Below are 11851 nucleotides of genomic sequence, written 5' to 3'. Positions count from 1 at the left end.
CGCGGCGCGCGCTCCCGTGTCAAGATTCCGGCAGAATCCGGCGTGAGCGCCGGTCAGTGCGGAGGAATGCGCGCGATGGCGAGGAGCACGGACCGCGACCGTGAGCAGGCTCGGGTCGCTCTGGATGCGACGCTCGTGAGCGTCTTCTCCGGCGACGCCGCGGATCATCTGTCCCGCCTGCAGGGCATGCTCGACACCGTGGGCGCCGACCCCGATGCGGCCGAGTCGCGAACCCGGCTCGCCGTCGCTGCCGCGATGGCCGCGGTCATCGCCTGTCGGTTCGATGTCGCCGCGGACTATGCCGCGCGCGCGGCCGATGCGGCCGTCGGCCTGTCGGCGGAGCTGACGCGCATGGTGGGCGCCGTCGTGCTGATGACCGACGCGATGGCGGGGACGGCGAATGCGTCTCGACGGGGGATCACGCTGCCCGCACTCCTTCCCGGCGACTCCGGTCCGCGCCGCACGAGCGTGCGTGCCCGCCGCGATGACCTGCTGACGCGTTATCTCCTCGCCGAAGCCGCGCTCAGCGTCGCCGAATTCGACGTCGCCGAGCAGCTGATCGAGGGTGCCGGGCTCGCGCCGGGGCAGGTGAGCGCCCCTACAGGCGACGGCGAACCCGATGCGGCGGGCGCGCCGCCGGCGCGCATCGACGGCGCCGCGCTGACCCTCCAGCTTCTGCGAGCGCGGCTCAGCGCGTTCCGGGGGCGCGCTGCCCAGGCTCGGGTCATCGGCGAGGGTTTCGCCGCGGCGGGCGTCGCGGTACCGGAGCGCGCCTTCCTGGTAATCGACGCGATTGCCGCGTACGGTCACGCCCAGGCCGGCGATCGGCGCGCTTTCGAGCGCGCCGCCGCGGAGGTGCTCGCCCGTGCGCGCGACGACGCGAACTATCTGAGCGTCGGCTCCTGCCTCTACGTCGGTTGGGGCATGCGCACGCTCGGCCAGCTCCAGGCCTCCGCCGCGCTGCTCACCGCGATCGGCGGTCCCGGCCTCGCGCGCTGCAAGCTGTGGGATCGTGCCTTCGCGTCCGAGATCATCATCACCGCCGCTGCTCAGCGCGGTGATCTCTTGCGCGCAGAGGAGTTGCTCGCCGAGGCGACAGCCCTCAGTTCGCACCTCGTCGCAGCCTCCGCGGTCATCCGTGCGCGCGGAGCGATCGCGGCGATGCGCGGACGGCTCGAGGAGGCGAGAGCTCACGCCATCGCGTCGGTCCATCTCGACGAAGCGGTGGGTTCCGACATCGAGGCTCTGCGCGGGCGGCACCTGCACGCGAGTCTCGATCCCGACACCCGCCGCGCTGCCGCAGCCTTGCGCCGCATCGCGTCCGAGGCCGATCGGTTGGGGATCGAGTCGGTGAGGGCGCTCGCGGCCCGCGACTGGCGGCGCCTGTCGGCGAACGATCCCTCGATCGTCGGGGACATCAGCGTTCTCAGCTCACGGGAGCGCGAGATCGCGGCGCTGATGGCGGAAGGGCACAGCAACCCCGCGATCGCGAGGTTGCGATTTCTGTCGCTGGGCACCGTGAAGTCCCACGCCGCCGAGGTGCTGGCCGTCCTGGGGTTGCGCTCGCGGGTCCACCTCGCCGCCCTGCTCGCGCCGGTCGGCGACGAGGATGCCGCGGCGCATCTCAGCCCGCGCCAGGCGCAGGTCGCACGGCTGATCGCGGCCGGATTGCGCAATGCCGAGATCGCCAGCCGGCTCGGGCTCAGCGAGCGTACCGTCGAGAAGCACGTGTCCGCCGTGCTGGACCGTCTGGATGTGACCTCACGCGCCGCCGTCGCGGCGCGTGTGCCGCACGAGGCGGCGTCGCGTGAGAAGGACGCCGCCTCCGGCGAGCAGCATCACTCCGACGCCGAGGACGGGGCCGTTCACCGCACCGCCGCTGTCGGCGAGCCGGTGTGAGTCGCTCTCACCGTTCGCGGGCGCGGGCGCGGCCGCGGCCGGTGCGGCGCCGACGGCGATGGTCCACGTGGTCGTCGCCGCCGCCCCGTCGGACGATGACGCCGTGATCGTGTAGGCCGTCGCGGGGCTCTCGAGGCTCGGTGTGCCCGAGACCGAGCCGGTTGCCGGATCGAGCGTCAGACCGGCCGGCAGGGCCGGCGTCGCGGCGTAGGTCACCGGCAGGTCGAACCCGGATGCCGTGAGCATCGCGGAGAACATCGCGCCGACGGTCGCATTCGCCGCGGGAGCCGTCACCGCGGGGTCCGCGAGCATGGCGATGCCTCCCGGCACGTGCGCGTCGGCGACCCACACGCGCGCGCCGGACGGCGAGACGGCGATCGCCGCTGCGCTCGTCTCGTCGATGGCGAACGACGTCTCTGCGGTGCCGGTGACCGGGTCGACGACGGTGACGGTGTTCGCGCCGACCACGTAGAGCGCGGATCCGTCGGGGCTGTACGCGACCCGCGTCGCGGGCACGGCGGACACCGTTGCGCTGACGCTGCCGAAGCCGGGCGAGGTGGGATCGACGTCCACGAGGAAGACCAGCCCGTCGATGGGGGAGGTGACCGCGGCCTGCGCGCCGTCAGGAGACAGCGCGACGTCGTACGCGCCGGAGCTTGACGGCAGGGTGATCGCCGTCGTCGGCCCGGTGAGGGCGAACGGGCCGTCGAACAGGTACAGAACGCCCACTGCGCCGGCCGTGCCTGCGAGCAGGATCGGGTTGTCGTTGCCGTTTCCCGCTCCGACGGCGACGCGGCCGAGCGTCGATGGCGTCGCGGTCCCGAGGGGGATCGGGCTGATGGTGCCCGCCCCGACGTTGACGCGGTAGATCACGCTCGGGCTCACCGCGCTCGGCACGACCACGATGCTCGGCCCGTTCGCAACCGCCGCCAGCGCCCCGAAACCGGTGCCGGGAAGTGCGCTGACCGCGTCGACGCTGCCGTCGCCGTGAACGAGCGAAACCCAACCGTCGTCGGTGACCACGTAGGCGCCGGTGTCGTTGGGAGCTGTGGCGAGATCCGTCGGCACGCCGAGCCATGCCGGCGGCGACGAGGTCGCTCCCGTCATCGCGTTGGTCGCGGTGTCGATCAGGCCGACGGCATCCGACCCGTCGACGACGAACGCCACGCCGCCCGATGTCGACAGCGTCATCGCCGTCACCCCTCCCGCGGCGCCGCTCACGGACGCGACGACGTGCACCGCGGACGAGCTCGCCGCCGCCGGGGCCCCGCCGAGGGTCGCGGCCACACCCATCGAGAACAGGGCCGCGCTCACGACGGCGAGCGGCGCGACGGCGCGCCGGGTCGGGTGCGTGACGGGAGAGAGGGCGGGGCGGACCGAGAGAGGGGGCACCCCGTCATCATCGGGTGGAGCGTGCGGCGCGTATATGGGTGGACGGAGTGATTCCGGCGTGCGCCGGAGGGCTGTCCCGACCTCGTACGCTGGAGTCATGCACGGGGAGTACAAGGTTCCGGGCGGCAAGCTCGTGGTCGTCGACCTCGAGGTCGACAACGGACGCATCGCCGATTTCCACCTCGCAGGGGACTTCTTCCTCGAGCCCGACGACGCGCTGGCCGACATCGACGCCGCCGTCACCGGGCTTCCCGTGGAGACGGATGCCGCGGGGATCGCGGCCGCCGTCCGCGGGGCGCTGCCCGACGGCGCTCAGCTTCTCGGGTTCACGCCCGAATCCGTGGGCACGGCCGTCCGTCGTGCGCTGGTCACGGCGCCCGGATGGCGCGACTTCGAGTGGGAAGTCGTGCACGAGAAGGCGGTCTCGCCCGCCATGAACCTCGCGCTGGACGAAGTGCTCACGACGCGCGTGGGCGACGGGCGTCGCAAGCCGACCCTGCGCATCTGGGAGTGGAACGAGTCGGCGGTCGTCATCGGCTCGTTCCAGTCGTACCGCAACGAGGTCGACCCCGAGGGCGCGGCGCGGCACGGGTTCGACGTCGTCCGGCGCATCTCGGGCGGCGGCGCCATGCTGATGGCCGCCGGTTCGATCGTCACCTACTCGCTCTATGTGCCCGCATCGCTCGTCGCCGGTCTCACCTTCGCCGACTCCTATGCGTTCCTCGACGACTGGGCCCTGCAGGCCCTGCGCTCGCTCGGAGTGGATGCCGTGTACCAGCCGCTCAACGACATCGCCTCGCCGACCGGCAAGATCGGCGGTGCCGCGCAGAAGCGGCTCGCCAACGGCGGTGTGCTGCATCACGCGACGCTCTCCTACGACATGGACGGTCAGGTGATGACCGAGGTGCTGCGCATCGGGCGCGAGAAGCTGAGCGACAAGGGCACCGTGTCTGCGGCCAAACGCGTCGACCCGCTGCGGAGTCAGACGGGACTGCCCCGCGAGGCGATCATCGAACGATTCGTGCAGACGTTCTCCACGCTCTATGGTGCCGAACCCGGTCATATCACCGAGGAGGAATACGCCGAGGCCGCGACCCTCGTCGAGGAGAAGTTCTCCACCGACGCGTGGCTGCACCGCGTTCCGTGACGGACGCATCGGCATCCGGCGCCGTCGATCCCTCCGGCGCCGTCGAAATCCATCACGGCGACAACCTCGCGATCGCGCATGCGCTGCCGGATGCCGCGTTCACCCTGATCTATCTCGACCCACCGTTCAACACGGGGCGGCTGCAAGGCAAGGCGATCGAGTCCGCGGACCGCAGCGGCGTGCGCGGCGAGGTCAAGACCGGCTTTCGGGGCACGAGCTATGCACGCCTGCGTGGTGATCTCCGCCGCTACGACGACCGCTTCGACGACTATTGGGAGTTCCTCGAACCGCGCCTGCGCGAGGCGTGGCGACTGCTCGCCGACGACGGCACGCTCTACGTGCATCTCGACTATCGCGAAGCCCATTATGCGAAGGTGCTGCTGGACGCGCTCTTCGGGCGGGAGTGCTTCCTCAACGAGCTGATCTGGGCCTACGACTACGGCGCCAAGAGCCGCCGCCGGTGGCCCACGAAGCACGACACGATACTGGTCTACGTGAAGGACCCACGCGGGTACTGGTTCGACTCGGATGCCGTCGACCGAGAGCCTTACATGGCCCCCGGGCTCGTCACGGCCGAGAAGGCGGCCCGGGGCAAACTCCCGACCGACGTGTGGTGGCACACGATCGTGCCGACCAGCGGCCGCGAGAAGACGGGCTACCCCACGCAGAAGCCCGAAGGCATCCTTCGTCGGATCGTCCAGGCGTCCAGCCGACCCGGCGATCGCGTGCTCGATCTGTTCGCCGGCAGCGGCACCACGGGGGCGGTGTGCAGCACACTGGGGCGCGACGCCGTGCTCGTCGACGACAACCCCGAGGCCATCGCGGTGATGCGCCGGCGCATGCCGCATGCGCGCATCGTGACGGCCGAGCCGCGACCGCCCGTGCCGTGATCGACCCGGCCCCGATCGGGCCGTGCCATGATCGGACCGTGCAGAGCGATCCCGAGATCCTGATCACCGCCGGACGTGTGCGCGGTCGCTGGCGGACGGCGGCGGACGGGAGCCGTTCGGCCGCGTTCCTCGGCATCCCGTTCGCGGAGCCGCCGGTGGGAGAGCGGCGCTTCGGCGCGCCGGTGCGCGTCGCGGCGTGGGAGGGCACGCGGGACGCGGGCGCGTTCGGCGCCACGGCGCAACGCGGTGACCCCGGGATCACCCTCATCCCCGAGCCCAGCATTCCCGGGGACGGCACGCTGAACGTCAACGTCTTCACCCCCGACCCGGGAGCCGCCGGGCTTCCGGTGCTCGTGTGGATCCACGGGGGAGGCTTCTTCTCCGGCTCGCCCGCCAGCCCCTGGTACGACGGCCGTGCCTTCGCGCGTGACGGTGCGGTGACCGTCACCGTCTCGTACCGGCTCGGCGTGGACGGTTTCGGCCACATCGACGGCGCGCCGTCCAACCGCGGCGTCCGCGACTGGCTCGCGGCGCTGGAGTGGGTACAGGAGAACATCGCCGCCTTCGGGGGCGATCCGGCCCGCGTGACGATCGCCGGCCAGTCGGCCGGAGGCGGTGCGGTGCTGACCCTCCTCGGGATGCCGTCGGCACAACACCTGTTCCACCGGGTGTGGTCGCTGTCTGCCGCTCTCGGCGACGTGGAGCCCGAGCGCGCTCGGGCTCTCACCGCCGCGATCGCCGCCGCAGCCGGGGTCTCCGCCGACCGCGACGGGTTCGCGTCGATCCCCGAGGAACGCCTGCTCGCGCTGCAGAAGCAGGCGACCGCGATCGATCCGAAGGCGGCGGCGCAGATGCTCGCTGCCGGGCTCGCCCTCGGTCCCGAGATCGACGGCGAGCTGCTGCCGCGCGCGACCGGCGCGTCGTTCGCGGCCGGCGTGGGAGCGGACAAGCCGCTCGTGCTGGGCACGACCGACGACGAGTTCACGATGATCTTCGCGCGCGCGGCCCGGGCGATGCGCTGGGTGCCCAGAAGCATCGTCCTCGGTCGTCTCGGGCTGGAACGACGACGGCGCCGCGCCTACCTCGCGGCCAACCGCGACGTCGCCGCGCACGGGACGGCCCGCGTCGCCGGTCGCTATCTCACCGACCGCATGTTCCGAGAGAAGAACGTGCAGCTCGCGGATGCGCGCGGTGCGGCGCCCACCTGGATGTACCGATTCTCGTGGCCGTCGGGGCGCTTCGGATTCGCGGAGCACTGCCTCGACGTGCCCTTCTTCTTCGACTGTCTGGATGCCGAGGGCATCGCGCCGCTGGCGGGCGATGCGCCGCCCCCGCAGCTCGCCGACGCGGTGCACGCCGACGCGGTCGCGTTCGTCGCCGGCGGCGATCCCGGATGGACCCGGTGGAGTGCGGCGCAGGCGGCGCGGATCTACGACGTACCGGTCTCGGAGCGGGTCGGCGCCTACGCCTCGGTGGCGCCGCTGCGCTGAGCACCCGAGACGGCGTCCTCCCCGGCGCGCACGCCGATGACCGCTCGGTTCGCGGCGGCCATGGCGGCGGCGCGTCCGGCCGAGCGCGCCGCGACGAAATCGTAGAAGGTGAGCGCGAGTCGCAGGGGGCCGAGCTCGAGCGGGCGGAAGTCGCGGGTGCGGCGAAGACGCGCCCACAGGTGCGGATCGAGCTCGTGCAGGTAGCCGCGGGCGCGGTGGGCGTGCGCCGTGTTCGAGGCGATGCGGATGGTGCGGGCCTCCCGCAGCCACGGCAGGCTGAACGACAGGTTCTCCCGTGTGCTCTCGGCCGCCGACTCGATGGCGACGGCATCCGACGGCACGCCCAGACGAACAGTCGCGTGACGCGCCATCACCACCGCCTCCGGTTCGGTTCCGCGTACGGTGCCGCCGGAGAAGACGAAGAGTGCGTCGGGCGGTGCCGAGCGCACCGCGATGCGCGTCCGCCATGCCTGCAGGGCGTTCAGTCGACCGTCCGCCCGCGAGCGGAAGCCGAGCACGAGCACGACGTCGCGCCCGCCGGCGGGGCCGGCGGTGGGGGCCGCGGGGTAGTCCGCGCGCGAGGTACGCCACGCCTGCACCTCACCGAACGCGATGATCGCCCCACCCGCCGCGGCGACCCACGGCATCCACCCGAGGAGCCTCACACGCGGAGGAAGGCGAGCAGCGCCTCGTTCACCTCGGCGCCGTGGGTGCGCAGCAGGCCGTGCGGCGCGCCGTCGATCTCGACGTAGGTGAGATCCGTGCCCTCCGGGATCAGATCCTTGAAGCGCCGCGCCGTCTTGTCGATCGGGAGGATGTTGTCTGCGGTGCCGTGCAGGATCAGCGTGGGGACGGTGATCGCGGGGATATCGCCCCGGAAGTCCGTCGGCCATGTCAGGGGAGCGGCGGCGATCGCGGCGTTGCCGGCCTGGTTCGCGACCTGGACGGAGGCATCGACGGCCTCCTGCGAGATCCGCCGGCCGAGCAGGTCGTCGAGGTTGTAGAAGTCGCGGAAGAAGCCCGTGAGGAACGCGGCGCGATCGGCGGCGACCGCCGCCGCGGTGTCGTCGAAGAAGGCCTGGTCGCCGGCGCCATCGGGATTGTCGTTCGTGATCAGGAGGAACGGCTCGAGCGACCCCAGGAACGCCGCCTTCGCGACGCGCTCCGTGCCGTAGCGGGAGAGGTAGCGGGCGATCTCGCCGGTTCCCATCGAGAAGCCCACGAGGACGACGTCATCGAGATCGAGGTCTTCGATGAGCGCGTGCAGGTCGGCGGCGAAGGTGTCGTAGTCGGAGCCCGAGGCCGTCTTGCTCGAGAGTCCGAAGCCTCGGCGGTCGTAGGAGATCACGCGGTATCCGGCATCGCGCAGGGCGCGCTGCTGCAGGTCCCATGACTCGCCGTTCAGCGGGAAGCCGTGGATCAGCACGACCGGCTGAGCCTCGGACGGACCGTGATCGGTGTAGAAGATGTCGATGTCGGTCGAGTTCTCGGTCCCGACGGTGATGTAGGCCACGACTGCTCCTTCCGGGATGCCGCGGATCGACCTCCCGCCCTCGACGCTACCCGTCGCGGCGTGCGCCGTCCGAGGGGTGCACGGTGAACACGTGCGGAGCGCCGAAGTCCGCGGCTTCGAATGCCGCGACGACGCGGGCGGTCGCCTCCTCGACGAGATCACGATCGATGAGTGCGATCGCGGCGCCGCCGAAGCCGCCGCCGGTCATGCGGGCGCCGACGGCTCCTGCCGCCCGTGCGGTCTCCACGGCGAGATCGAGTTCGGGTGTCGAGATCTCGAAGTCGTCGCGCATCGACACGTGCGACGCGTCGAGCAGCGCGCCGATGGCCCGAGGTCCCTCCGCGCGCAGCAGACGCACGGCGTCGAGGACCCGCTGGTCCTCCGTGACGACGTGGCGCACACGCCGGAAGGTGACGTCATCCATCAGCGCGCGAGCGCGGTCGAGGTCGGCCGGCACGAGATCGCGCAGGGCGGCGACCCCCATGATCTGCGCGCCGCGTTCACAGGCTTCGCGCCGCTCGCCGTAGCCACCGGTGGAGTGCGCGTGGCTCACGCGGGTGTCGATGACGAGCACCTCCAGCCCTGCGTCGGCGAATCCGAGCGGCACGACATCGACTTCCAGCGAGCGGCAGTCGAGGAAGATGCCGGCATCGGCGCGTCCGAGCATCGAGGCCATCTGGTCCATGATCCCGGTGGGCGCGCCCACGGCCAGGTTCTCGGCGCGGCGACCGGCCTGAGCGAGATCCACCGGCGAGAGGGAGAGCTGCCACACGTCGTTGAGGGCCGATGCCGTGGCACCTTCGATCGCCGCCGACGACGACAGCCCCGCGCCGACGGGCACGTCGGAGGCCAGAGCGATGTCGACGCCCGTCAGCGCGTCGGCGTCGCGGCCGGCGGCGCGTGCGGCATCCCGCAGCGCCCACGCCACCCCGAGCGGGTAGCGCGCCCACTCGACGATCTCATCGCGTCGGTCGGGGAAGAGGGCGTCGAGGTCGGCCAGCGCGACCTCAACCGGCACCGGATCGAAGGTCGATACGACGCGGATGCGGCCGTCGTCGCGGGTACCCAGCGCCGCGATCGTGCGGCCGTCGATCGCGAAGGGGAACACGAAGCCGTCGTTGTAATCGGTGTGCTCCCCGATGAGGTTCACCCGTCCCGGAGCCGACCAGTAGCCCACGGGCGCTGCGCCGGTGAGCTCGCCGAACAGGTCGTGCGCATCGGTGCGCGGTGTGGCCGTGGTCGTCACAGCTGGACTCCTTCGATGGCGGATCGCAGCCGGTCGGCCGCGGTCTCGGGGGGGACGTCGCCGATCCAGGCGCCCATGGCGGCTTCGGATCCGGCGAGGAACTTGAGCTTGTCGGCCGCGCGGCGCGGGCTCGTGATCTGCAGGTTCAGGCGCACCGTGTCGCGGCCCACGTGCACCGGGGCCTGATGCCACGCGGCGATGTAGGGCGTGGGGTCGCCGTAGAGGGCATCGATGCCGCGCAGCAGGCGCAGATAGATCGGCGCGAGCTCGTCGCGTTCGGCGTCGTCGAGGGCGGCGAAGTCGGGCACGTGGCGGTGGGGAAGCAGGTGCACCTCGAGCGGCCAGCGGGCGGCGAACGGCACGAACGCGGTCCAGTGCTCGCCCCGCAGCAGCACGCGGGGGCCTGCCTGCTCGAACGCGAGGATACGAGCGAAGAGGTCCGGTGCCGTCCGGTCGATCGCGTCGAGGAGTCGGGTCGTGCGCGGGGTGATGTACGGATACGAGTAGATCTGACCGTGTGGGTGCTGCAGCGTGACGCCGATCGCCTCGCCTCGGTTCTCGAACGGGAACACCTGCTGCACGCCGGGCAGCGCCGACAGCGCCGCCGTGCGGTCGGCCCAGGCCTCGATCACCGTGCGTGCGCGTGTCGGTGTCTGCGTGCCGAACGAGCCGCTGCGCTCCGGTGAGAAGCAGACGACTTCGCAGCGGCCGACGCTCGTGCGGGTGCGCCCGAGGCCCAGGTGTGCGAGGTCGTCGAGTCCGCGCGGAGGGTCGGATGCCGCGGGGGCGTCTCCGGTGGCCTCCGCCAGAGCCGGGCCGAAGGAGGGGGAGCGGTTCTCGAAGACGGCGACGTCGTACTGAGAGGGGATCTCGGAGGGGTTGGTCGGCGTCTGCGGCGCGAGCGGGTCGAGTTCCGCCGGGGGCAGGAAGGCGCGGTTCTGCCGAGCTGCGGCGACGGAGATCCAGTCTCCGGTGAGGATGTCCTGACGCATCGTCGCCGTCGCCGGACGAGGGTCGAGGCTGCGCGCATCGACGGCTCGGTCGGCTCCGAGCGCCGTGTCGGGGTCGTCGAAGTAGATGAGGTCGCGCCCGTCGGCCAGCCGTGTGGGGCGCTTCACCACGCCCGCGCCCAGGGACACCGCGGGCAGGGGCAGCGGCTGAGGGGTCGCGGCAGCGAGGTGAGGAGGCGGCTCCGGCATGTTCACGATAACACGATAGGGCTATGTGCGTGCTATCGTCAACACGGAGGTCGGGATGGCACACAAGCGCGCGTCGATGGCGGATGTCGCACGAATCGCGGGGGTGTCGGCGCAGACCGTCTCCCGGGTCGTGAACGCCAGTCCCCGGGTCGATCCCGCCACCCGCGCCCGCGTCGAGGAGGCGATGGCCCGCAGCGGCTACCGCATCCACCGCGCCGCCCGGGCGCTGCGGACCGGGAGATCCGGCACGATCGGCGTCGTCGTCTCGACGCTCGCGACCGTCGGCAACTCGCTCATGCTCGAAGCCGTGACCGATGCCGCCGCCGAACGCGAGCACGACGTGGCCGTCGTCACTCTGGGTTCCGGAGACGCGGCCGAAGCGCTCCAGCGACTCAACGAGCAGGGCGTGGACGGTGTGGTCGTCATCAACGAGGCCTCCGCGCTCGTCCGCTCTGCCGATCTGCCGACCGCTCTTCGACTGGTCGTCGTCGACTCGGCGCCCGACGACCGGTTCGCCGGTGTGGAGACCGATCATGCCGGGGGAGCCGCCGAGGCGACCGCGCATCTGCTCGCGCTCGGCCACGCGTCGGTCGCGCACATCGCCGGCCCGGCGACCTCCTACGCGGCGGCCGAGCGCGAGCGGGGCTGGCGCGACACCCTCGAGGCAGCGGGGCGGCCGGTCGGCGCGCTCGTGCGCGGTTCCTGGACCTCGGCATCCGGCTACGAGGCAGCCCAGACACTCATCGACGACGGCGCCGTCGGCACCGCCCTGTTCGTCGCCAACGACCAGATGGCCCTCGGGGCGCTGCGCGCCCTCGCCGAGCACGGTGCCCGGGTGCCCGAAGACGTCAGCGTCGTCGGCTTCGACGACGTCGACGACGCGGCGAACTACCGGCCCCCGCTCACGACCGTGCGCCAGCTCTTCGACCGGCTCGGTGCGCAGGCCGTCGCCGCTCTTCTCGACGAGGGCGACGACCTCGAGTCCACGTCGGCGACCGGGGCGACCCGCGCCGTCATGCCGGCTCCCCTCATCGTGCGCGACAGCACGGGCCCCGCGCCGGTCTGATCGCGGGAC

9 protein-coding genes and 1 pseudogene are annotated in these 11851 nt (G+C 72.0%); 5 read left to right on the top strand and 5 right to left on the bottom strand.

Annotated elements, in window-relative coordinates:
* The first annotated feature begins 75 nt into the window (after nucleotides 1-75).
* Nucleotides 76-1899: a helix-turn-helix transcriptional regulator gene (locus CEP17_RS08075; protein ID WP_112931886.1), complete on the top strand. Its 1824-nt coding sequence runs from the start codon at nucleotides 76-78 to the stop codon at nucleotides 1897-1899.
* Nucleotides 1900-1962: 63 nt separating this feature from the next.
* On the opposite strand, the pseudogene CEP17_RS15325 reads toward CEP17_RS08075, so the two are convergent.
* Nucleotides 1963-2211: pseudogene (locus CEP17_RS15325) on the bottom strand (putative Ig domain-containing protein); the annotation flags it as partial.
* Nucleotides 2212-3388: 1177 nt separating this feature from the next.
* Here CEP17_RS15325 and CEP17_RS08065 point away from each other — a divergent pair.
* Genes CEP17_RS08065 through CEP17_RS08055 form a run of 3 tightly spaced genes read left to right on the top strand, consistent with a single transcriptional unit; the run spans nucleotide 3389 to nucleotide 6818 of the window.
* Nucleotides 3389-4438 (top strand): biotin/lipoate A/B protein ligase family protein, encoded by a 1050-nt coding sequence (locus CEP17_RS08065; protein WP_112931884.1) that lies wholly within the window; start codon nucleotides 3389-3391, stop codon nucleotides 4436-4438.
* A complete protein-coding gene (locus tag CEP17_RS08060) occupies nucleotides 4435-5328 on the top strand; it encodes a site-specific DNA-methyltransferase (protein WP_112931883.1) in 894 nt (297 codons plus the stop codon). The genes CEP17_RS08065 and CEP17_RS08060 overlap by 4 nt, the downstream gene beginning before the upstream one ends.
* A 38-nt stretch (nucleotides 5329-5366) precedes the next feature.
* Nucleotides 5367-6818, top strand: coding sequence for a carboxylesterase family protein (locus CEP17_RS08055; protein ID WP_239498473.1), 1452 nt, complete (start codon nucleotides 5367-5369; stop codon nucleotides 6816-6818).
* Here CEP17_RS08055 and CEP17_RS08050 read toward each other — a convergent pair.
* Genes CEP17_RS08050 through galT form a run of 4 tightly spaced genes read right to left on the bottom strand, consistent with a single transcriptional unit; the run spans nucleotide 6791 to nucleotide 10776 of the window.
* Nucleotides 6791-7483 carry a YdcF family protein gene (locus CEP17_RS08050; RefSeq protein ID WP_239498472.1) on the bottom strand — a complete coding sequence of 231 codons (693 nt, stop codon included), beginning with the start codon at nucleotides 7481-7483 and terminating at the stop codon, nucleotides 6791-6793. The genes CEP17_RS08055 and CEP17_RS08050 overlap by 28 nt on opposite strands.
* On the bottom strand, nucleotides 7480-8331 hold the full coding sequence (locus CEP17_RS08045; RefSeq protein ID WP_112931881.1) for an alpha/beta hydrolase: 852 nt from the start codon (nucleotides 8329-8331) through the stop codon (nucleotides 7480-7482). Before CEP17_RS08045 ends, CEP17_RS08050 begins: the two co-directional genes overlap by 4 nt.
* A 46-nt stretch (nucleotides 8332-8377) precedes the next feature.
* Entirely contained in the window at nucleotides 8378-9577 is a 1200-nt protein-coding gene (gene galK, locus CEP17_RS08040; RefSeq protein ID WP_036316112.1) for a galactokinase, read from the bottom strand.
* Complete coding sequence (galT, locus tag CEP17_RS08035; RefSeq protein ID WP_112932905.1) at nucleotides 9574-10776, bottom strand: galactose-1-phosphate uridylyltransferase; 1203 nt, start codon at nucleotides 10774-10776, stop codon at nucleotides 9574-9576. The genes galK and galT overlap by 4 nt, the downstream gene beginning before the upstream one ends.
* 55 nt (nucleotides 10777-10831) lie before the next feature.
* On the opposite strand from galT, the gene CEP17_RS08030 reads away from it, so the two are divergent.
* Nucleotides 10832-11842, top strand: a complete 1011-nt coding sequence (locus tag CEP17_RS08030; protein ID WP_112932904.1) for a LacI family DNA-binding transcriptional regulator — start codon at nucleotides 10832-10834, stop codon at nucleotides 11840-11842.
* Nucleotides 11843-11851: the final 9 nt, after the last annotated feature.

It is taken from the genome of Microbacterium sp. PM5, from assembly GCF_003293595.1.
In the GTDB taxonomy this organism is placed as follows: Bacteria; Actinomycetota; Actinomycetes; order Actinomycetales; family Microbacteriaceae; genus Microbacterium.
The sequence above is the reverse complement of the archived record's forward strand: the minus strand, read 5'-3'. Positions and strand labels throughout refer to the sequence as shown.

What these genes read in the sequence shown, in the direction of transcription:
- CEP17_RS08075 (WP_112931886.1), top strand. Translation starts at nt 76, where the DNA reads ATGGCGAGGAGCACGGACCGCGACCGTGAGCAGGCTCGGGTCGCTCTG.
- CEP17_RS08065 (WP_112931884.1), top strand. Translation starts at nt 3,389, where the DNA reads ATGCACGGGGAGTACAAGGTTCCGGGCGGCAAGCTCGTGGTCGTCGAC.
- galT (WP_112932905.1), bottom strand. Translation starts at nt 10,776, where the DNA reads ATGCCGGAGCCGCCTCCTCACCTCGCTGCCGCGACCCCTCAGCCGCTG.
- CEP17_RS08030 (WP_112932904.1), top strand. Translation starts at nt 10,832, where the DNA reads ATGGCACACAAGCGCGCGTCGATGGCGGATGTCGCACGAATCGCGGGG.